Source organism: Candidatus Pantoea multigeneris, from assembly GCF_011752615.1.
Lineage (GTDB): Bacteria > Pseudomonadota > Gammaproteobacteria > Enterobacterales > Enterobacteriaceae > Pantoea > Pantoea multigeneris.
Genome location: NZ_VWXF01000001.1, coordinates 972,535 through 995,156, shown reverse-complemented (window position 1 = coordinate 995,156; position 22,622 = coordinate 972,535). Strand labels below are relative to the sequence as shown.

Annotated in this window: 17 protein-coding genes and 1 tRNA gene; 12 read left to right on the top strand and 6 right to left on the bottom strand. The window is 49.4% G+C overall.

The window, feature by feature from the left end; all coding sequences use genetic code 11:
* Positions 1-132: 132 nt before the first annotated feature.
* Entirely contained in the window at positions 133-4,707 is a 4,575-nt protein-coding gene (locus tag F3J40_RS04605; protein ID WP_167012751.1) for an Mcf1 protease effector domain-containing protein, read from the top strand.
* Positions 4,708-4,823: 116 nt separating this feature from the next.
* Positions 4,824-5,705 (top strand): helix-turn-helix domain-containing protein, encoded by an 882-nt coding sequence (locus F3J40_RS04600; protein WP_167012750.1) that lies wholly within the window; start codon positions 4,824-4,826, stop codon positions 5,703-5,705.
* A 1,071-nt stretch (positions 5,706-6,776) separates the two neighbouring features.
* Here the strand turns inward: F3J40_RS04600 and fdhA are convergent.
* The 5 genes from fdhA to F3J40_RS04575 form a co-directional block, all read right to left on the bottom strand.
* Entirely contained in the window at positions 6,777-7,964 is a 1,188-nt protein-coding gene (gene fdhA, locus F3J40_RS04595; RefSeq protein WP_017345369.1) for a formaldehyde dehydrogenase, glutathione-independent, read from the bottom strand.
* A 75-nt stretch (positions 7,965-8,039) separates the two neighbouring features.
* On the bottom strand, positions 8,040-9,152 hold the full coding sequence (gene gbcB / locus F3J40_RS04590; RefSeq protein WP_167012749.1) for a glycine betaine monooxygenase reductase subunit: 1,113 nt from the start codon (positions 9,150-9,152) through the stop codon (positions 8,040-8,042).
* Positions 9,153-9,188: 36 nt separating this feature from the next.
* Positions 9,189-10,388, bottom strand: a complete 1,200-nt coding sequence (locus F3J40_RS04585; RefSeq protein ID WP_167012748.1) for an aromatic ring-hydroxylating oxygenase subunit alpha — start codon at positions 10,386-10,388, stop codon at positions 9,189-9,191.
* 45 nt (positions 10,389-10,433) lie between these two features.
* The gene (locus tag F3J40_RS04580) at positions 10,434-11,810 is read right to left on the bottom strand and encodes an MFS transporter (RefSeq protein ID WP_167012747.1); all 1,377 of its coding nucleotides are present in this window, start codon (positions 11,808-11,810) and stop codon (positions 10,434-10,436) included.
* 543 nt (positions 11,811-12,353) lie between these two features.
* Complete coding sequence (locus F3J40_RS04575; protein WP_167012746.1) at positions 12,354-13,397, bottom strand: GlxA family transcriptional regulator; 1,044 nt, start codon at positions 13,395-13,397, stop codon at positions 12,354-12,356.
* A 374-nt stretch (positions 13,398-13,771) separates the two neighbouring features.
* Between F3J40_RS04575 and clcA the strand changes: the two genes are divergently transcribed.
* Positions 13,772-15,160 (top strand): H(+)/Cl(-) exchange transporter ClcA, encoded by a 1,389-nt coding sequence (gene clcA, locus F3J40_RS04570; protein ID WP_167012745.1) that lies wholly within the window; start codon positions 13,772-13,774, stop codon positions 15,158-15,160.
* Positions 15,161-15,185: 25 nt separating this feature from the next.
* Here the strand turns inward: clcA and F3J40_RS04565 are convergent.
* Positions 15,186-15,260: transfer RNA gene (locus F3J40_RS04565), tRNA-Arg, on the bottom strand.
* 401 nt (positions 15,261-15,661) lie between these two features.
* Between F3J40_RS04565 and ccmA the strand changes: the two genes are divergently transcribed.
* The 9 genes from ccmA to ccmI are packed head-to-tail and all read left to right on the top strand — an operon-like array spanning position 15,662 to position 22,599.
* A complete protein-coding gene (gene ccmA, locus F3J40_RS04560) occupies positions 15,662-16,279 on the top strand; it encodes a cytochrome c biogenesis heme-transporting ATPase CcmA (protein WP_167012939.1) in 618 nt (205 codons plus the stop codon).
* Positions 16,279-16,938: a heme exporter protein CcmB gene (gene ccmB / locus F3J40_RS04555; protein ID WP_036645049.1), complete on the top strand. Its 660-nt coding sequence runs from the start codon at positions 16,279-16,281 to the stop codon at positions 16,936-16,938. The genes ccmA and ccmB overlap by 1 nt, the downstream gene beginning before the upstream one ends.
* A gap of 39 nt (positions 16,939-16,977) precedes the next feature.
* Complete coding sequence (locus F3J40_RS04550) at positions 16,978-17,715, top strand: heme ABC transporter permease (protein ID WP_017345377.1); 738 nt, start codon at positions 16,978-16,980, stop codon at positions 17,713-17,715.
* Positions 17,715-17,948: a heme exporter protein CcmD gene (gene ccmD, locus F3J40_RS04545; protein ID WP_017345378.1), complete on the top strand. Its 234-nt coding sequence runs from the start codon at positions 17,715-17,717 to the stop codon at positions 17,946-17,948. Before F3J40_RS04550 ends, ccmD begins: the two co-directional genes overlap by 1 nt.
* Positions 17,945-18,430: a cytochrome c maturation protein CcmE gene (ccmE, locus tag F3J40_RS04540; protein ID WP_017345379.1), complete on the top strand. Its 486-nt coding sequence runs from the start codon at positions 17,945-17,947 to the stop codon at positions 18,428-18,430. The genes ccmD and ccmE overlap by 4 nt, the downstream gene beginning before the upstream one ends.
* Positions 18,427-20,382 carry a heme lyase CcmF/NrfE family subunit gene (locus F3J40_RS04535; protein ID WP_017345380.1) on the top strand — a complete coding sequence of 652 codons (1,956 nt, stop codon included), beginning with the start codon at positions 18,427-18,429 and terminating at the stop codon, positions 20,380-20,382. The genes ccmE and F3J40_RS04535 overlap by 4 nt, the downstream gene beginning before the upstream one ends.
* Positions 20,379-20,936, top strand: a complete 558-nt coding sequence (locus F3J40_RS04530; RefSeq protein WP_167012744.1) for a DsbE family thiol:disulfide interchange protein — start codon at positions 20,379-20,381, stop codon at positions 20,934-20,936. The genes F3J40_RS04535 and F3J40_RS04530 overlap by 4 nt, the downstream gene beginning before the upstream one ends.
* On the top strand, positions 20,933-21,391 hold the full coding sequence (locus F3J40_RS04525; RefSeq protein WP_017345382.1) for a cytochrome c-type biogenesis protein: 459 nt from the start codon (positions 20,933-20,935) through the stop codon (positions 21,389-21,391). Before F3J40_RS04530 ends, F3J40_RS04525 begins: the two co-directional genes overlap by 4 nt.
* Positions 21,388-22,599 carry a c-type cytochrome biogenesis protein CcmI gene (gene ccmI / locus F3J40_RS04520; RefSeq protein WP_167012743.1) on the top strand — a complete coding sequence of 404 codons (1,212 nt, stop codon included), beginning with the start codon at positions 21,388-21,390 and terminating at the stop codon, positions 22,597-22,599. Before F3J40_RS04525 ends, ccmI begins: the two co-directional genes overlap by 4 nt.
* The last annotated feature ends 23 nt before the right edge of the window (positions 22,600-22,622 follow it).

The window sequence follows — 22,622 nt, the reverse complement described above, 5'->3', positions numbered from 1 at the left end:
TTAGTTTGTTATGATGGAGTCGTCACCTGTTTTCATGCCAATTTGATGTGTGCGTCTGAGGCGTGTTTTTTTAATCTCTATTTTATCTCAATCAGAAATCTTGCCTTTATTACAGTCCCATGAGGTGAATATATGGGTAGAGAGCGTGATTTATTAAATACGGTCATGGCTGATATTAATAAAAAAACAAAAGAATTGATTTATTCAGACTCTGCTGAAGAAGAGTTAGAGGGTTATTATCGTGATGTATTCCCAAGCATTAACAGTCAAGGGGTTAATACATTACTCGATCTCCATAAAAAAGGTGGCGTTTTTCTCGAAAAAGGAAAGGTAACGCTCGAGATACAAAAACAAATAAGGAGAAAAACAAAAAACTCAGTCAACACGGTAATTCCTTATTTGATTTCATGTCCTTACATTAAAAATGCACTGGCAAGAAATGCTAAATGGTTATCTCAGTATGAAAAACCCACAACCCTTCCGCTGCCTAAAAATCTGAGTTTGGCCGTGCAAGAGGTTCAAACAGAATTATCTTCAAAAGGGATGTTTAAGCGCGAACAACCAACGTTCGTGAAAGGTAAATATGCATTTTTGGCTTCCGCTGCGCAGCTTTTACAACCTACTCTCTCAGCGCAACATGGTGGTAAAATATACAAAAGGAGTCTCCCGTCAGAAGATAATACAAACGTTGGTATAAATCAGGGAGGTGATGTTGAAAACAAGAATAAGATTTCTCATATTGATGCAGATTTTTTCTTAGCTTCACAGCCTGGGACTGAAACAGAAAACAGCCTTGGATTGTCAGGGAACAACCAGGCACCATCTCAACCGCTTTTAGCGGCTGTTTCGAGTCAGGAAAGTACGCAAGATGAAAATGAGCAGGAAGCACTAATTCATGCCTGGTCTCTGGAAAGCGATGTCTGGCTAGCTGATATCGCCCAGCAATATGATCTTAATGAAGATGAATTAGCTAACATGTATTTTGGTGATGAAATAATTATCAGATATGAACCAGTTCCTGATAAAGAATTACCTGAAAAGGAGAGTATTACAATTACACTTAGAAATTATTTGGAGAATAGAGAATACTGGTTGACAGAGATTCAGGGTTACGAGGCGGAAATTTTTTATCCTGATAAGTACCCCGCCACTTTACAAGAAAAAATTACTTTTGATACGCCCTTACATTCCCATTCGAATTGGTATAGCACTCAACAATATTTGGCCGAAAAGAAGCATTTGGCAGGGGAAATAACCATATCAAACTTCGATGCTTACAGTCCGGTGAGAATTAGCTATCTCTTTAGAAATTCTGCAAAAAGCCCTCAGCAGAATGTGAATACCGTCATTCCATTTCATGTATTTATTAATGCTAATTTTCGAGAGAACATGCTTCCAGTGTTGAAAAATGATGAAAACAAGCAAGAAAACTACCCACAGAGATACAATCTGAAATATTACTTACCAGAGGGTATGGATGAGTCTGATATAAAAAGAATCACAAATAATCTAAAGAAAGGGTATAACGGAGGGGATTTAATAAAGGATATAATGCTAAGCTCGTTAATGGATGAGTTTAACGTTAAAACTGGCCGGTTGTTAAAAAGTCAGAAAATGAACCGGATGACTTTTTCTAATGATAAGTATATTTATGATGCAGTTTCATTAGAATATGTTATTGACAGTAGAATAGGACGTAAGCGTATAGATAAACATAATCCAGTCGAGGGTCAAAGTGAAATACACTGGCCAGGTAACATTTCTCAGGATTTAATCAAAAAGCTAACAGGTGAAGATTTTCGTACGGCATTCCTCTCTGGTGCCGATATTATCTCTGAATCTGTAAGCTCACAGCCAAAAACATTAACAGACATTTCATTTGAACAGCGTGAAAAAACGCTAGAAAAAGCCATCAAGGAAAAGGTTAAAAGCGTTATTACATCGAATAATGGAACACCTGCTGCATTCACTGGCGAGAAAGATGTCTTGATACTGGTTGTTAATGATCTCAGTCGGGAGATAGAAAGTATCGAGGAAAAACTGGCTATCCGGTGGGAAACAGGAATGCTTTATAAAAGCTATGGTGACAGGGAAGGTTTAACTTACGATTTAAGACAACTGTATTTGGATTTGAACTACCTAAACGAAAAACTGTGTACTTTAGATTCAAATCGAGGTGTTTATGATTTGATAAAGAGTGAGGAGGATTTAGATATATATAATTTTGTCAGTGAGCTCATGGATGATACATCGCATGAAGAAACTAGAGAGCTAAAAAAATCGCACATTTATCCACAAATGCCAATTATAGTAACAAAACAAAATGAAAATGGACAAGGGAGTTTCGCAGTCTTGCCATTAGCTTATATTTTATCTGATTTTCATGAAGATCCCGGGAAAAAAAACAATCAAAAAGTTGAATGGCCTGTCTTTTTTAGCGAAAAGAATTTTGAGGAGCTTGAAACTGTTAGATTAAAAGCTGATTACTATCGTGCGTTAAGAAAAGGCGTTGAGGGACAAGTAAAGATATTGAATGATCTTAAGATACCATCATATTATGATTTATTACAAGGCTATGTGGACGATATATATTCTGAAAACCCTGACGTTGGGAACGAAATTGAATTCGCAAATTTAAATGATACGGTTAAGTATACAGTTGTAACCTCAAAATTAATTCGGCAAGCCGTAGGTATAAAAAAAGTTGAAAAACAACAAAACTACACCACTAACATATTAGGGGTGATGGCGAAAGAACCGGAGAGAGTAGCACAGGGTATCGATGCATCATATCAGCTTGACAAATTAATAGTCGATATTGATGGGGCTTATCCAAAAGAAATTATTGAAAGTTTGAGGAGCCAAGACTGGCAGCGTAAAATAGAATCAGTAGCAGATAATCTCGAAAAAAATGATCAGGTTAGAAGGAGCTGGAATGCGGTTTTTTCAAAAATAGTAGAAAAAAAACTCATGGGGTTTAACTACTCTAAAATAATACCGTTAAAAATTGAAGCCAGAGAAATTGTTGGTGTATTTTCTGCTAGTAACGCCAAAGGCCAGTACAAGATATTTTCCTTATTAGAAGGAAGGGAGTGGAATTACGAAAATATGGCGCAATTCATTCATGCTACTAATAATGATAATGATCTGTACGAATGGTTGAAGGAACATCTTGCAAATTCGTATAAGAGAAATGTAAAAAGACATGTAAGGAAAATGCCAACAGAGTATTTTACAACTTCAGAGTTAGCCAATAAGACTTATGATCAGTTGATTAATTCTCTGCGAGTTGATGCAGACTATTTTTTAAAAAGTGATTCTGAGCTAAAAACACATGCCGTGTTCAAGGTTTTCAAAGATCTTTCACCATTGATCGCTTTTCCGTTAGCACCATTAAGTGGCCCTACTGCAGTATTGATTATGATGGGAATATCATCACTGAGGTTTGGAGAGTTGATAGTAGCAGATAAACCTGAAGAGTTTAACAAAATAGCAATCGATTCTTTTATTTCAGTAATGACTGAACCTGTGATTCCTGCATCTTTAAAATTGGCAAAGAAAGTCATAAAACTAAGTCAACCATCTATAGATACAATTAAAAAATATTTTAAAACCAGGTTCAATACAAAAGCTACCTTCTCTAATGATATTGGTATCTCGATGCCTTCTGAGCTGGATACTGCATTTTCACCTGAATATTTAAAGTCGCCTACCGCTGATATAATGAAAGATTTAGATATTTCAAGGTCATATAATAACGCCATTAGAAAAATAGAAGCAAAGAAAAAGGTAAATAAAAAATTTGAGGAGGAATTTGAATTAGGGGAGAAAGAAAGTAGCACTCTGTTAATCAGTGAGGTTGATAAGTTGAATGTAAGGGGCGATCTGACCCCCAGTCAAATGAGGAAAATATTTGTTTCTCGTTCATCAACTGACGCAAAAAAACCACTTACGGCGAAGGAGTTGGGCGCTTTATCAGAAAGAATTAAGAAGAAATCTCATGATGTTGAGCGGGATAGTATTATGGAATTTTTCCGTGATGCAAAAAAAATAAGTTCTGAATCTGAAGTTAAACTTTTACCACAATCTGCACTCCTCGAGCTTGCTGGCGAATCCAGTGCGGGGAGATGCTTACCTTTGTCCAGAGTGATGGCCTTAGCAATTGAGAACGGTAGCGTTGATTTTGTCATTAACAAATATCTTAACGCTTCAGTAAAAAATAACAGGAAATTAGCAGAGGAACTAAAAAATCTACTTAAAAATCTTCATTCTTCCTCAAAAATACAAGATTATTCGCAGTTTAAAAAACAGTCGATAAAAAACATTGTTGACAGATTGGATGAAGGAGGAAGTCATTATTTGACGATTAGTTCACCTAACCATGCAATGATGGCAGGTAAAAAAATCAATGACCACTCAACACGTTGGTATTTTTATGATCCTAATTTTGGACTCTTATCTTTTAGTTCAAAAATAGATCTTGAAAAAGCGTTGCATCAACATTTTGTCATCAAGGGCTATGCGCAAAAATATCTTTCAGGGGGAATTCCCTACGCTGGCGATAGCAATGTGCTTGCTTACGATGCGGCTAATTACGGTACAAGAAAAAACCCATTATTCGATGTGGGTAGAATGAATCTTGATGATATTAAAAATGCAGATGCGGGTTCGAGTAAAACTGTGGGCGATTTTATCACTCCGGTTTAAAAATCAGGCTATATACCCCGTACATAACAAGCGTTTTTTTGATGTTTAAAACGTACTGTCAACTAAAACCGTAACGCCGTACACTAGGGGGAACCCTGATAGTTGTGAGCATTTGTATGACAAAAACCTACCAGACCTTTGCCATCCTGCAGCGGCAGAAAGCGCAGTTGCGCGATCACGCGGTGTTGAGCAGTGGTATCCAACTGGCCTCATGGTTTAATCAGGGCGATCGGGTGACCAACCTCAGCGATCATCACACGCTAAGCTTGTATGTGGCGGAAGGGTACGATACCTGGCATAAAACCCAGCACGGCTGGCGTAACGGTGGTGGCCCGGATCGTTTTTGCTTAATGCCGCAGGGCAGTGAATCGACCTGGGATGTGCGCGCTGAGTTGGCATTTGTGCACCTCTATTGCACCGATGAGCATCTCCGCCATCTTGCCGAACAGATCTGGGATCGCAGCCCTGCACAGCTGAGCCTGCATGAAAAAGTGTTCGCGGGGGACGATCGCATTACCCAGCTTTATCGTCACTTTCTGTTGAGCTGTGACTGGCAGCAACCCGCCAGCCAAATGGTGCTGACCACCGCTTCAACCTTGCTGATGACGCACCTGTTGCAGAATTACAGTGATGTGCAGTGGCAGGCCCCACAGGTACGCGGCGGTCTGGCTCCAGTGGTACTGCGCCGTATTACAGACTACATTGCTGCGCATCTCGACCAGCCGCTCACGCTGGCACATCTGGCGCAGGAAGCTGCCCTCAGCGAATTCCATTTTGCCCGCATGTTTCGCCACAGCGTGGGCATGGCACCGCATCAATATGTCATGCAGCAACGCATGAACCGCGCGCGCGATTTACTTTCCCACACACAGCTCTCCCTGACAGATATCGCTTTGCAGTGCGGTTTCCACTCTTCAAGCCATTTCAGTAATCGCTTTAGTCAGGCATTTGGCATCGCGCCCTCTTTATGGCGGCGTGGGACGCACTGTTCTGTTTAAAGGATAAGGTTACTGATTCCCCTAATAATAAGTGTGATTAAGATGAATTAATTTTCACACTCAACTTACTAATTTAGGTAATAAAACAAGGATCGAAAACCATCCCCCACACATTGATCTGAATCAAGTTCAGTTCATTGAATATCTTAAAATCCGAAGGTAAATATTTATTCCTCGGAGTTCTTCACAAAAACTTCATGTTAATCATTTTATTTCTTTCCGTTAATGTTTTGGGCTGTTAATGTTTTGCTCGGTTAGCGTGTCAGTGTTTTATCTCATGAAGGATTGTAGTGAAATAGATCTAATTTCGTTTTAATAAAACGTCATATAACCATGACAAATACGGAATTGCTTCCTAATGGGCTTGTGTCTTATGGTTCTATTGAGGTTATTTTAGATGGCGCATAACTCCATGCATGTAATTCTCAGGTTGTTATTGTACGTGTTTTGTTTCTTTTTGCTTTACCCTGTTTTGATGTTTTGGTTACTACCGTTGACATTTGAACGTACTCGCCTGTGGCATAATGCTGCCAGTTTTCTGGATGTGCGGGATTTTCAAAGCTTTATCCTAACCACGATTCTAATAGTAAATATAGTTATTGCATATGCAATCTATTATGCCATTAAGTTGGTTCTAGAGCTTAGGTGGTATAGGAAATTGTTTATGGGAAAGGTGTGATTTGTATGATGGGTCTGGCGTTTAAGTTTGGTTTTTTTATTGCATTCGTTCTAGTCTATTTCTCATTGTTAACGTTTCACGTGGCTGGCTGGATCTACAATAACACTCTTTTTTGGCAGTCGATGGCTTCAATATTTAATTGTGATGACCTTGAATGGTTTATCTCAGTAAGTGTAATGATTAGTACTGTGGTTTTTTCATTTTTGAGCGTTTTCTTAGTCTCACATTTAATATCGAGAAGAGTCGCCAGGTGATACTTCTGTGGTGATAATTTCACCACAGGATTTATCGACTGCCTTATTGCGGAGAAACAGGGCGAGACTTTTAACACCGAGAATAACGGTGGGAAGTAAAAGCCCACTGGCCTCAAGCCAGTGAGCAGGGTGACGTATTCAGCTAATTTCCCCGTGCGGGTCGAGAATATATTTCGCGGCTACACCGGCATCAAATTGCGCATAGCCCTGTGCGGCTTCTTCCAGCGGAATCACTTGCGCATTTACAATCTTCGCAATTGGCAGGCGATCGTGCAGGATGGCATTCATCAACTGGCGGTTATAACGCAGTACTGGCGTCTGACCCGTGTGGAAGGATTGCGCTTTTGACCAGCCGAGGCCAAATTTCAGACTCAGTGAACCTTCCTGCGCCGCTTTCTCATGGGCACCCGGATCGGCGGTGACATACAGCCCAGGAATACCGATTTTTCCGGCAACGCGGGTAATTTCCATCATCTGGTTTAGCACAATCGCCGGTTGCTCTTTACCAGAGTGACCACGCGCTTCGAAGCCCACGGCATCAATGGCAGAGTCGACTTCCGGTACGCCCACCACTTGTTCGACCATTTCACCCAGACGATCGTGCTTGCTGAGATCGATCGGCACAAAGCCCATCTTGGCAGCGTGTGCCAGACGATCCTGATTGAAATCACCGATCATCACCACTGCGGCCCCGAGGATCTGTGCTGAAGCTGCTGCGGCAAGTCCGACCGGACCCGCACCCGCTACATAGGTAATTGATCCCACACCCACGCCTGCGGTCATTGCACCGTGGAAGCCAGTGGGCAAAATATCAGACAACATGGTGAGATCTTTGATTTTCGCCAGCGCCTGATCGCGATCGGGGAATTTCAACAGGTTAAAATCAGCGTACGGAATCATGACATATTTTGCCTGACCACCGACCCAACCCCCCATATCTACGTAACCGTAAGCGCCGCCCGCACGCGCGGGGTTGACCGTCAGACAGACGCCGGTATCCAGCTCCCGACAGCAGCGGCAGCGACCACAGGCCACGTTAAACGGCACTGACACGATATCGCCGACGTTCAGCATCTCAACATCGCTGCCTTTTTCAATCACCTCACCGGTAATTTCATGGCCTAACACCATACCCGCAGGTGCAGTGGTGCGGCCGCGCACCATATGCTGATCCGAACCGCAGATATTGGTTGATAACACCTTCAGGATCACCGCGTGACCAATTTTTTTGCCGGCTGGGTTAGAAAAAATCGGGTCTGGAATATCCAGGACTTCAACTTTTCCTGGCCCCTGATAAACCACGCCTCTGTTCGAGCTATGACTCATTACGCCTCCTTGATGGCGGTAGGTACAGCGGGTTCTCTGGTATTGATGGCCCAGAGAGGATGAGAAACAGGCAATTTAATAGTCGATTTCAACGTTGCCTTTGATAATGGTGCAGCAACTGAGCACGTAGCCTTGTTCGATCTCTTCATCGTCTATTCCACCGTTGTGGCTCATTTCGGTTTGGCCATCGAGAACCTTCACCTTGCAGGTGCCGCAGATCCCCATACCACAGGCTTTTGGAATTTTCAGACTGGCACTGGCTGCTGCCTCGTTAAGCGTAGTGCCCTCTACAACCTCGATCTGTCTTCCAGACGACATAAACTTAACCGTGCAGAGGGTGTTCACACTTTCTTTATCTGGCCCTGTTTCCCCAATGACAGGTTGCTGTACGGTGGCGGAGGGGATCAGGGTGTCGCCACCAAATGACTCCTCGTGATAGCGTGACATGTCATAGTCGGCATGCTGTAAAAACTCCCGTACTGCCCGCATGTAGACCGCCGGGCCGCAGCAGAAGATCTCCCGTTCGGCAAAGTCCGGTGCAATCAGCTGGAGCATTTCCCGATTCAGATAACCGCGATAGCCGCTCCAGGCCTGGCCGGTAGGGGTTCGCTCGCAAATGATATGCAGCTTAAAATTTTCAATCCGGGTCGACATGTAATCGAGTTCGGCGCGGTAAATAATGTCTTCTGGCGTACGGGCGCTGTGGACAAAGGCCATATCGACGTCAGAGTTCGTATTGAAGAACCACCGTGCCATCGACATCACCGGGGTAATCCCCACGCCACCGGAAAGCAGCAGCACTTTGCTGGCCGGAAAATCTGCACTGTTGAACTGGCCCATCGGGCCATGGACCACCAGTGCGTCACCCACGGCAAGGTTGTCATGTAGCCAGTTGGAGACCTTACCGCCAGGGACGCGCTTAACGGTGATGGAGAAGCTGTAAGGAATAGAGGGCGAGCTGGAAATGGTATAGGAGCGCATTTCCGGCTCATGATCGATTTCCAGCTCAAGCGTGACAAACTGACCAGGCTTAAAGAAAAACAGGACGGGCTGCTGCATGCCAAAACAGAACGTTTTGACATCTGCCGTCTCCTGAATCACTTTCAGGCAGCGCACCTGATGACGACCATTCGTCCATGTCTGGGTAATAACAGGATTAAAAAAATCCGAGCCTGAGATATTTTGCATAGCGACACCGTTGTGCTGTTAAGCCTGGGGGAAGAATCAAATAATCCTGCGTTTCATTACTTCGCAGTACCAATCGTCGAACTGGCAAACGCCGTTCTCCGCCACGCTGGAAAATGGGCCAGGGGTATAAGCCGGTGAGCTGACGCCTGCCTGCGTACCTTCTACTAAATCGCGGTCCTGGCTATTGGTGGCCAGCCAGACTTTGGTCAGCCGGTCGAGGTCGTAATCAATGTTTTCCTGCGCATCTTTGTGTACCAGCCATTTGGTGGTCACCAGCGTTTCATTTGGGCCGAGTGGCAAGATTCTGAAACTCAGGGCGTGATCACCGAGGAAGTGGTTCCAGGTAGAGGGATAATTAAAATAGAGCAGCGCGCCAATATCGTATAAGCCGCTTTCATCCAGCCTGCGCGTCACCGCTGGCTGGCCATCCATGGTGTAGCTGACGGCTTTTTCCGAGAGTGGGATGCGCGTCATGCGGTACTGACCCCCCTCGTCCATCACCAGACGGCTTGGCAATCCGGCGTTTTCACAACTGTCCCAGAATTCGGTCAGGCCGGGGTTTTCCTCTTCGGCGACACCGGCCACGGAAAGGTTTTCGACAAAGGAGTTCATCAATTCCGGGTGAGCGCCATCACAGTGGAAGCATTCGCGGTTATTCTCAAACACCAGCTTCCAGTTCCCTTTCTCAATTAAATTCGATTCAAAGGCGACTTTGCAGTTATCCAGATAATGCGGCTTGATAAAGGGCGTGACTGCCTGACGGAAGGGTTCAAAATCCGGTGCGACATCAGCTACGCAAACATAAATATAGGTTTCAACGATTTCACAGTGCGCAGCATTCAGGCTGTGTTCCTGCGGATTAAATTCGGGCCCCATATTGCCGGCATACAGCAGACGCCCGTCCAGTTCGAATGTCCAGCGGTGATACGGGCAGACCAGTTTGGCGGATTTGCCCTTTTCCTGTTGGCAAACTTTTGAACCGCGATGACGACAGGCGTTATGTAGCGCTCTGATTTTATTGTCATTACCGCGCACCACGACTATCGGGTAATCGCCAATCTGTAAGGTGAAAAAGCTGCCTGGTTTTTCCAGTTCAAAGGTGTGACCGGCAAAGATCCACTCGCGAGACCAGATGTATTTCAAATCATCCTGATAAACTTGTTCGTCACAGTACAGTTCACGCGTCAGGGCATGGCGCGGCCGACGCGATTCAATATAGTCGCGGGTATTCTTCATGTTGTATTGCTCCTGTAACCAGTGCCAGTTAATCAAAAAGGGGGGTTAATTTCTTTCACGTATCACTTCGGTGTTACTGACAAAAGCGTCGTTGTTGCTCTCCAGCGAGGCCGCGTCATTCAGATCCAGTTGATTGGTTTCCGGTGCCATGAGCCACGAAATGGCTAAACCCAACAGGGTGACGGCCGCAGCGATATACATGGTTTTCTCAATGCCTAAATCCTGGAGTGAGAGTGGAACCAGCCAGGTGCCAATCGCAGCCCCGATACGTGAGACCGAGGTGCCCACGCCCACTGCGCATGCACGAATTTCCGTCGGGAATATTTCATTGGGATAGACCAGCGTTAATACCTGCGCACCGCCAATAAACAGCGCATAAGCACCGAACAGCATGAGAATCACCGCCGATGCGCTGTCGTGCTGCCAGCCGAGCAGGAGCAGGGCCAGACCAGACCAGAAAAAGCTGTGCAACAAGAGGCTGCGACGGCCGAGACGATTAACCGAACAGGTGGCGACGATACAACCCACCACAAACAGCAACGTAATCGTGACTGAACCAAGTGAGGCCCACTGGCCCTGAACGTGCAAAGCTTCCAGCACGCGCGGCACAAAGGCATACACGGCAAACAACGGGACGATGCAGCAGGTCCAGAACAGGGTGATAAACGCCATGCGTTTGCCGTAGCCAGCGTGCAGCAGGCTGATAAACGACAGGGTGTTGTTCACCGGTTCGGCTGGCAGGTTTTGAATGCCGTACTGATGACCAAAGGCGTGTTTGATCACCTGTTCCGCTTCTGCGCGGCGGCCCTTACGCAACAGCCAGCGTGGCGACTCTGGCGTGCCTAAGCGGATGCAGAACAGGGCCAGGCCAATAATGGCCGAGCTTGCCAGGATGACGCGCCAGGCGTCTGCACCCCCATAATTTAATAAAATCTCGCCGATGATGTAGGCGGTTGCCGCACCGGAGAACCACATAATGGTGACGCCTGCCAACCGTGGCCCACGGTACTGGCGCGGCAAAAACTCCACCAGATAGGCGGTCGCCACCGGATATTCAATACCAACGGCAACCCCCATCATGAAGCGATAGAAAAACAGCATCGAGCCGCTCTCGACCCAAAACTGCAACAGTGAGAACAGGACAAACAGGGTTGGACCGACAAAGTACAGCCGACGTCGACCCAGGCGATCTGTTAACAAGCCACCCATAAAACCGCCGAAGAAGATGCCAATCAACGCCGAAGCGGCAATCATTCCCTGCCAGAAAACATCCAACCCTAGCGCGCTGGTAATTTGTGACATCGCAATGCCAATAATACTCAGCACATAACCGTCCACAAACGATCCGCCCGCCGATCGCACCGTGAGTAAATTATGAAAACGATTTAAAGGGAGATCCTCTATCGATATTGTCTTAGACATACTCTTTAGTCTCCAGTCAGGAGATCGAAGCATGGAACAATAAGTATTGTGGCAAAGTTAACCCTCCCGGAAGATATCGGGATTGCAGGTGACGATGTTTGTAACAATGCTTATTATCGCAGCATATAAATGGCTTCGATCCGGGTGGCTGCAAAGTAGATGCAGGTTTTTTATTTAATTTTTACTGCGGTTTAATTGTTTGTTTAATTAAAAATAAACCGTCAGTGGCGTTGAGGAAATAATTGCACTGAGTTTTGATAGGGTCAATATGGCAAAAATGGCATGGATGACAGGAAAAACGATGGAAATTTCACGATCCGATAGCGTTGTGTTAAAAAACACAAACATATCAAATGCTTAGTTGATGTTTATTTTATTCATATTATTTTCGTATTTTTGTGAAATAGCCCATGTTTCTCTGTTTCTGTGGACGTCATAAGCAGGAGAGCGAGCAAGGTAAGCCTGGTTTTTTTAGACTAGGTGACTGATTTTCATGCAATAAAAAAGCCCTTCAGATTGAAGGGCTTAGTAGGTAAACAGGCATCATTCATCTGGTGAGAAGAGTCGCTCTACGGCTCTGCGTCGCTTTCTGAAACCCGCCGGGGTTTCACCGTACTGTTTACGGAACCAGGTAATCAGATGTGACGCTCCAGAGAACCCGCTGCGCAGGGCGATTTCGTGAATACTTGCCGTCGAGTTGGTCATCAGATTGCGTGCATGATCGAGCCTGAGCTTGCGCCAGTGTACAACAACGGTATCGCCAGTGCTGCGCAGAAAGGCTTGATTAAGCTGGTGCATGCTGACGTTCATCAAGGTCGTGATATCTTGCAACGGCGCGGGCGAGGCAATGTGTTGATGCATATAGTCGATGGTGCGCTGAACGATATCTTCCTCATAGCGCGGGTTTATCGTGCTGATTTTATACCGTTTTTGCACGGGCTTTTTCGGCTTGTCCGGCTCTGCCATGAGGTATTTCAGGGCCTTACTGGCGCGCTGCTCGCCACAATGTTTGCGGATGATGTCGACAGCCAGTTCAATCGATGTCCCGCCAGGGCAGGAGATAATTCCGCCATCGCTGATGTAGGTTTGATCCAGCACCGGCGTGACTTTGGGGAAACTTTGCTTAAATTCGTCGCGCGTCGTGAAATGCACGGCACAGCGTTTGCCATCCAAAAGACCGGCTTTCGCCACGACGAAGGAGCTGCTGTCCAGCGTGATGATGGGGATTTTGCGGGCATGTAAGGATCGCACCGCGTCCAGCAAGGTGTCCGTTGGGTTGCGCGTCTCCTCCAGCAGCCCACCGGCGAAAACGACGTAATCCCAGTGGGTGGCAAAATCCAGCGGTGCGGTAGGCTGCACGGGTAATCCACAGCTACTGATAACGGGTTGATTATTCAGCGTCATCCATTCCCACTGACAAAATATCTGGCGGCTGGAAAAAGCAACATCGGCGGCAAAGCGAATGGGATCAATCAGTTCCGCTACCGGGTGGAGAGTAAATCTGTTAAGCAGAACAAAACCTATTTTAATATCCGGGCGAGATTGTTTTTCTTCAATTTCAAACTGCGCTGCTACAGATTGTGCCATGTAATGCCTCAGCCATCTGAAAAACGTCCTGATGAATTATTCATCGGGTAAGGTTTCTATTGTGAGTGACAATTCTTATACTCTGAGGTTAATCACCCCAACAAGCATTTTTTAACTTAAAACCCAGTTTTTAATTCTGTCATCTTTATTTTGTGAGGAAGAGGGATGATTTTATTGGTCTGGCAACCCGGTATTTGAGTAAAAGGTCTCTGCGTTATATCCCCGCTAAAGTCGCTCTTTTTTTGCATATCCTTTCTGGAAAAAACAGCACTGCACTTTGTTTGTAACGGATGATGTAAGTGAGGCTAACCATTTTGTATCTGGCCGCGCATAAAGTTAGACTGCCTTACCTTTTTTCACCATTACGCTTAGCCATGACCACCAACTCATCGAACGCTGTGGACATACCACATTCCATTCCGGCCCGTAACCGGATGTTCCGGGCACTGCTCAACCGGGATAAAACCCCGGTGGCGGTGCTGATTTCGGCCGCGATAGTGGGCATTTTGGTTGGGATAGTCGGCGTGGTTTTTGCACGCATGGTGGATGCTATCCAAGCCTGGCGCACCCTGCACATTAGTGCTGCCGTGTTGTCTGGCTGGCAACTTTATCTCGCGGCCTTTGGGGTTTCTGCGGTGCTGGCGGCCATCGGGTACTGGCTGGTCCGGCGCTTTGCCCCGGAAGCGGGGGGATCGGGCATTCCGGAAATTGAAGGCGCCTTAGAGGAGTTAAGGCCGGTGCGCTGGTGGCGGGTTATTCCGGTTAAATTTGTCGGTGGCCTCGGTACATTGGGGGCTGGAATGGTGTTGGGGCGAGAAGGTCCGACGGTCCAGCTGGGGGGAAATCTGGGGCGGATGGTTTACGATCTGCTGCGTCTCAACAGTGATGAAGCCCGACACTCGCTGCTCGCAACCGGCGCGGCTGCGGGTTTGGCAGCGGCGTTTAATGCCCCTTTAGCGGGTATTCTCTTTATTCTGGAAGAGATGCGGCCGCAGTTCCGCTATAACCTCATCTCAATCAAGGCGGTGTTCATCGGGGTGATTTGCGCCAGCATCGTTTTCCGCCTGTTTAACGGTGACATGGCCGTGATTGCGGTTGGCAAACTCAATGATGCTCCGGTGCAGACGCTTTGGCTCTATTTGCTGCTGGGCATGGTGTTCGGTGCGATTGGTGTCGCCTTTAATCGCCTGATTTTCGCCATGCAGGATGCATTTGCAGGCATCTATCAAAATAAAATCTGGCGGGCGGTGGTGACCGGTGCCGTGTTGAGCGGATGCTGTGGCGTGATGAGCTTACTGTTTCCTGCTGCGGTTGGCGGTGGCAATCAGCTGATTCCTGAAGCGGCACTGGGCGCGTTTCCGCTGGCTATTTTGCTGGTGATTTTTGTGGTGCGCCTTTTCACCACACTGCTGTGCTTCTCTTCAGGCGCGCCAGGCGGCATTTTTGCCCCGATGCTCGCATTAGGCACGGTGCTGGGCACGGCCTTTGGGCTGGCGGTATCGCAGTTGTTACCTGAATATCATCTTCAGCCAGCGACATTTGCCATTGCAGGAATGGGGGCATTGTTTGCGGCTTCGGTGCGCGCGCCGTTAACCGGAATTGTGCTGGTGCTGGAAATGACCGACAACTATCAGCTCATTCTGCCGATGATCATCACCTGTCTGGGCGCAACCTTGCTGGCACAAATGTTGGGCGGAAAACCGCTGTATTCCTCAATACTCGCCCGTACGCTGGCACGGCAACAAGATCAGGCAAAGGGATAAAGGGCGTTGGAAAGAGGGGGGATGATGGTGTCCCCTGCAGGAATCGAACCTGCAACTAGCCCTTAGGAGGGGCTCGTTATATCCATTTAACTAAGGGGACAGCGCGGCGCAGTATACATGAGTTACCCGCTGGCGGTAACTGTCTGTTAACCTGTATGCTCATTTAATCAACAGTTTAAGACTTTACCTGCCTGAGCGTCGGGCAGGCAAAGTGCGCTATCGCATGAGTAAAATCAAATGCTTTAGCGCAGCGCATATAGTTCGATAAGGTTATGATTTACCTGGGTGAACGTTGTGGCGAGCGTGCCGTGCCACAAATGTAATCCTGAATGCAGTAAAAAGTTACAAGATCTTAATCCTGATGGGATTCACATCAAATGTGCCAGAACAATGGCACAAATCATCACTACCGTAACAACGCAGAAACAACTCACCTCTACGGTCCACAACATCCTTGTGGTATTATCCGTGCTCAATTTTTCAGGTGCGACACCCTTCCCGATGTTTGAAGCCATTAATTTATCTTGTGTTCGTGATGAACGCGTCCTGTTTCACGGGCTGAGCTTCAGCGTCAACCCTGGTGATATTGTTCAGATTGAGGGGCCAAATGGCGCGGGAAAAACCTCTCTTTTGCGTTTGCTGGCCGGTCTGAGCCAGCCCGCGGAAGGTGAAATTCACTGGCAGGGGGAAGCGGTAAGACGTCAACGTGATGTCTGGCACCAGGCGTTGCTTTATCTTGGGCATCAGCCCGGGGTGAAAGGGGTACTCACGCCGCTGGAAAATCTACGCTTTTTCCATCCGAACTGCGATCAGGATTCCATCTTCGCAGCGCTGGAAAGTGTCGATCTGCTGGGTTACGAAGAGATCCCCGTTGCACAACTTTCTGCCGGGCAGCAACGGCGTGTGGCACTCGCCCGGTTGTGGCTGACTCGCGCAACGTTATGGATTTTGGATGAACCTTTGACCGCCATTGATAAAAGTGGCGTCGAAAAACTGATGCGCTGCTTTACCCGACATGCTGAGAATGGCGGGGCGGTGATCCTGACAACGCATCAGGATCTGCCTGCCAGCAAGGCGCGGGTCCGACAAATCAGGCTGCAAGGAGCGGAACTGGCGTGATGACTGGACGCATTATTGGACGCGAGTTGCGCATTGTCTTTCGTCGTGGCTCAGAAGTGATTAACCCGCTGTGGTTTTTCCTGATTGTGATTACGCTGTTTCCGCTGGGTATCGGGCCTGAGCCGCAACAGTTGGCGCGTATTGCCCCCGGTGTGACCTGGGTTGCGGCGCTACTGTCATCCCTTTTGGCGCTGGAACGTCTGTTCCGCGATGACTTTGTTGATGGTTCTCTGGAACAGCTTGTGCTGCTGCCAACCCCGCTGCCATTAACGGTGTTAGGGAAAGTGATTGCTCACTGGCTAGTGACCGGACTGCCGCTGATCTTGTTGTCACCGCTGGCAGCTTTACTGCTGTCACTCGACTTCTCAAGCTGGAGCGCGATGGCCCTGACGTTGCTGTTAGGCACGCCTACGCTGAGTTTCCTGGGCGCAGTAGGTGTTGGGCTCACGGTGGGCCTGCGCCGTGGCGGCGTATTGTTGAGTTTGTTGGTATTGCCGTTGGCGATACCGGTACTGATTTTTGCCAGCGCGGCGATGGATGCCGCCGCGCAAGGTCTGCCGATTGGCGGCTATTTGGCGATTTTAGGGGCGATGTTGGTGGGCAGCGCGACGCTGACCCCCTTTGCCACCGCAGCCGCATTACGAATAACGCTGCAGTAGTAGCGTGCTAACGATTTATTACTTTGTGAGCAAAAGAACATGTGGAAATGGTTGCACCAACTGGCTAAACCGGAGCGGTTATACCGCTTATGTGGGCGGTTAATACCGTGGTTTGCCATCCTGGGCGTTGCAAGCCTGTTGCTGGGATGGATCTGGGGCTTTGGTTTCGCGCCAGCCGACTATCAGCAAGGGCAGAGCTATCGCATCATGTACATTCATGTTCCGGCGGCGATGTGGTCAATGGGCGTCTACGGATCAATGGCTATTGCCGCTTTCATCGGTCTGGTCTGGCAGATGAAGACCGCCGATTTGGTGTCGATGGCGATGGCCCCGATTGGCGCGGTGTTTACCTTTATTGCGCTGGTCACCGGCTCGGCCTGGGGTAAACCGATGTGGGGAACCTGGTGGATCTGGGATGCACGACTGACCTCAGAACTGGTGCTGCTGTTCCTCTATATGGGTGTCATTGGCCTGTATCACGCGTTTGATGACCGCCGCACGGCCGGTCGCGCAGCGGGGATTTTGATTCTGGTGGGTGTCGTCAATCTGCCAATCATTCACTTCTCGGTTCAGTGGTGGAACACGCTGCATCAGGGCTCTTCGGGCATGTTGCAACAGGATATCGACCCGTCAATGCGTACTCCGCTACGCTGGTCCATTCTCGGTTATCTGCTGGTCTTCATCACCCTGACGCTGATGCGCATGCGCAACCTGCTGTTGTTTACCGAGCGCCAGCGCCCTTGGGTGGCTGATGTCGTGAAAGAGGGGAATAAGTGATGACGCCCGCTTTTGCCTCCTGGCATGATTTCTTCGCCATGGGCGGTTATGCGTTTTACGTATGGCTGGCCGTGATTCTGACGTTAATTCCGTTATCCGCTTTAGTTCTGCACACCCTGGTGCAGCGTCGCCGTTTGCTGGCCCAAATTCGCCAGCGTCAGTCCAGGGAGCGTCGCATTCGTGCGGCAAAATCCAAAAAAGCCGCCAGTGAAGCGGCAGGAGATCCAATGTGAACACCCGTCGTCGCAACCGCCTTACGGTTATCGTGGCGTTGTTGGTGGGACTCGGCATTGCAACATCGCTGGTGATGTATGCGCTGCGTTCCAACATCGACCTTTTTTATACGCCCAGTGAAATTTTATATGGCAAAGGTGAGCAGCACCAAAAACCGGAGCCGGGCCAGCGCCTGCGCGTCGGTGGCATGGTGATGCCGGGCAGCGTGAAGCGCGATCCCAACACCCTTGCCGTCAGCTTCAAGCTTTATGACGGCAACGGCATTATCAGCGTCAGCTATGTCGGTATCCTGCCGGACCTGTTCCGTGAAGGGCAGGGCATTGTGGCACAGGGCGTGCTCGAACCAGGCAACCTGGTGAATGCCAAAGAAGTATTGGCAAAGCATGATGAAAATTACACACCGCCGGAAATCAAGAACGCGATGAAAGTGAATCCTAACGAGCCACAGGATGGCTATCACCCGGCGGGGTCGCAGTCATGATCCCAGAAATAGGTAGCTTCTTACTCTGTCTGGCGCTGGCCCTCTCTCTGTTGCTGAGCATCTACCCGCTTTGGGGTGCAGCGCGTCAGGATGGCCGGATGATGGCTCTGGCGCGGCCACTGGCGTGGGCGATGTGGGGCTGTATCGCCGCTGCGTTTGCGGTGCTGGTGCATGCTTTTATTGTGAATGATTTTTCGGTGGCGTATGTCGCCACCAACTCCAACACCCTGCTGCCAATCTATTACCGCATTGCGGCGACCTGGGGGGCGCATGAAGGTTCTCTGCTGCTGTGGCTGTTACTGCTCAGCACCTGGACCGTGGCGGTAGCGATTTTCAGTCGTGGAATGCCGCAGGATGCGCTGGCGCGCGTGCTGGCGGTGATGGGTATGATTAACCTCGGCTTCCTGTTGTTCATCACTCTGACGTCGAACCCGTTTACCCGCGCCTTACCCGACTTCCCGATTGATGGTAGCGATCTCAACCCGATGTTGCAGGATATTGGCCTGATCTTCCATCCACCGATTCTGTATATGGGGTATGTCGGTTTCTCCGTGGCCTTTGCTTTTGCCATCGCGTCACTGATGACTGGCCGTCTGGATACCGCATGGGCACGCTGGTCGCGTCCGTGGACCACAGCTGCCTGGGTGTTTCTCACCGTGGGGATCGTGCTGGGTTCAGCCTGGGCCTATTATGAACTGGGCTGGGGCGGTTGGTGGTTCTGGGACCCGGTAGAGAATGCTTCGTTTATGCCTTGGTTGGCGGGTACGGCCTTGATCCACTCACTGGCCGTAACCGAAAAGCGTGGCACCTTTAAATCCTGGACAGTGCTGCTGGCCATCACTGCCTTCTCACTTAGCCTGCTCGGGACATTCCTGGTGCGTTCCGGGGTATTGGTTTCCGTCCACTCTTTTGCTTCCGATCCGGCGCGCGGGATGTTTATCCTTGCCTTCCTGGTGATTGTTATTGGTAGCTCGCTGCTGCTGTATGCCATTAAAGGCGGCAAAGTCCGTAGCCGGGTACAGAATGAAACCTGGTCACGTGAAACCTTCCTGTTGGGCAACAACGTTCTGCTGATCGCCGCGATGTTAGTGGTATTGCTGGGTACGCTGCTGCCGCTGGTACACAAAGAGCTGGGGCTGGGCAGTATCTCGATTGGCGAACCGTTCTTTAACACCATGTTTAGCTGGATCATGGCTCCGTTTGCGCTGCTGCTCGGTATTGGGCCGCTGGTGCGCTGGCGTCGTGATGAGCCGCAAAAGCTGTATAAGCGCCTGGCGCTGGCGCTGGTGGTGACCTTAGCGGGTTCCATTTTGCTGCCCTGGCTGTTGCAGGATCGTATTGCAGCCATGGCGGTGGTCGGGCTGTTGATGTCCATCTGGATCATTGTCCTGACCCTGATGGAGCTGCACGAACGTGCTACCCATCGTCACGGCTTCTGGCAGGGCTTGCGCCATTTGTCGCGCAGTCACTGGGGCATGGTGCTGGGACATTTAGGCGTTGGCGTCACGGTGATTGGCATCGCTTTCAGTACCCAGTACAGCGTAGAGCGCGATGTGCGTATGAAGGCGGGCGACAGCGTCGATATCCAGAACTATCACTTTGTGTTCCGTGGCGTGCAAAACCTGCAAGGCCCGAACTACAGCGGTGGCAGTGGCATTATTGACGTTACGCGTGATGGCAAGCAGGAAGCGGTGCTTCAGGCTGAAAAACGCTTCTACACCGCGACACGCACCATGATGACGGAAGCGGCAATCAGCGGCAGCGTCACCCGCGATCTTTACGCGGCGCTGGGCGAGGAGTTGGGCGATGGCTCGTGGGCGGTGCGCATTTATTACAAGCCGTTTGTCCGCTGGATCTGGTTTGGCGGTCTGTTTATGGCCGTAGGCGGTATTTTCTGCCTGTTCGATCCCCGTTATCGCGCCCGTAAAAAAGGGCAACAGGAGCTGGCATGAACAAAAAAATCCTTTTTATTCCGCTGGTGCTGTTCCTGCTGCTGGCAGCGGCGCTGCTGTGGCAGCTACAACGCAATGCAGGCGGTGACGATCCCACGCTGCTGGAGTCGGCGATGATCGGCAAACCGGTGCCGGTGTTTAAGCTCGAGTCTCTGTTCCAGCCGGGCAAAATCTATGACCAGAAAGCGCTGGTAGATGGCAAGCCGATTCTGCTGAACGTCTGGGCCACCTGGTGCCCAACCTGTCGTGCAGAGCACCAGTATCTCAATACGCTGGCAGAGCAGGGCGTGCGCGTGGTGGGGCTCAACTATAAAGATGACCGTACCAAAGCGGTGAACTGGCTCAATACCCTCGGCAATCCTTATGCCCTGAGCCTGTACGATGGCAATGGCATGTTAGGGCTGGATCTTGGTGTGTATGGCGCGCCGGAAACCTTCCTGATCGACGGTAAAGGCATTATCCGCTATCGCCATGCGGGCGATATGAACGCTCAGGTATGGGAGAAAGAGGTGAAGCCGCTGTGGCAGAAATACAGCCAGGAGGCCGGAGCGTGAAACGCCTGATCCTACTGCTGTGCGGCCTGCTGTTCAGTGCTTCGCTGTGGGCGGCCATCGATACCTATCAATTTGACTCCCTGGCGCAGGAGCAAGAGTACCGCGACATCACTGCCTCGTTGCGCTGCCCGAAATGTCAAAACAACAGCATCGCTGACTCCGGGGCGATGATTGCCGCGGATATGCGGCTGAAAGTGTATGAACTGATGAAGCAGGGCCAAAGCCGTCAGCAAATCGTCAACTATATGGTGGCTCGCTACGGTAACTTCGTGACCTACAACCCGCCGGTAGAGCCATCGACCCTGATTTTGTGGGTGGGACCGGCGCTGTTTGTGGTACTGGGTGGTTTGGTGATTATCCTGCGCGGCCGTCAGCGAAAAACCAGCTCTGAGCTGGATAGCGCTGACCAAAATCGCCTCGCAGCGCTTCTGAAAAGTGATGAGAAAACGCAATGAGTGCATTCTGGATTACCCTTTTGCTGCTGTTAGTGGCGGCGAGCACGCTATTTCTGGCGGCAGGTTGGCGGCAGCGCAACGCCACCGATGGCGACCGCGATCGCCTGAATAAAAACTTTTATCAGCAGCGTTTGATTGAGCTGGAACAGGATGAAGCGCAGGGCAAAGTGTCAGAACGCCCGGAGATGGTGCAGGAGCTGCAACAAACGCTGTTGACCGATATTCCTTCAACCGCAGCCATGCAGGCGCACAACAGCAGTCGCTGGGTGCTGTTGCCTGGCGTGCTGGTACTGGTGCTGGTTTCCTGTGGCATGTACCTGAAAACCGGCGGTCTGGCTCAGGTCTCTTCCTGGTTCCAGGTAAAGGCTGAATATCCTCAATTGCGCGCGCAACTGATGGACCCGCACGGTCGCCCATTAAGTATGGATGAGCTGGGCCGACTGGAGCTGGGCTTGCGCAGCCAGTTGCAGGAGCAACCCAACGATCTCAACGGCTGGGCAATGTTGGGTCGTCTCGGCATGGTCTTGAATAATGCAACGACGGCGCGTCTGGCCTTCCAGCACGCTTTGCAGTTGGCACCAGAAAATCTTGAATTGCAGCAGGACTACGCTGAAGTTCTGGCAAGATCGAGCGATCCACAGGATAACCGTCAGGCAGAACTGCTGCTGAACGACCTGCGTAAGCAGCAGCCGCAGAATCTGCGCGTACTGGGATTATTTGCATTTAATGCTTTCCAACTGCAAAAATATGACAGCGCAATTTCGGCCTGGCAAACTATGCTACCGTTATTACCTGCGGGAGATCAGCGAATTACGATGGTTGAGCGCAGCATTGAGCAAGCAAAAACCAATGCCGGACAGCAAAATAGCGGCCTGGCAGTGAAAGTTGCGCTGGCAGCACAGGCAGAAAAAATGTTGCCGCCTGGCGGAGTGATGTATATTTCTGTGACTGACGGTGTTTCGCCGGTTCCGGTGGCTGTGAAGCGTTTACCGCTCAGCCATTTCCCGTTATCGCTCACGCTGGATGACAGTAATGCTATGATGCCAAGCCGCCTGCTTTCGGCGCAGCATCAGGTGCAGGCCCGGGTTCGTATCTCACGTGATGGCACAGCCAACCCTCAACCGGGTGATTGGTTTGGCCTGAGCGCGGTTACCCCGTGGGATGGTCACCAGTCATTGACTGTGGAGATCAACCAGCAGCAGCCCTGAGCGAAACACTATTAACCGTACAG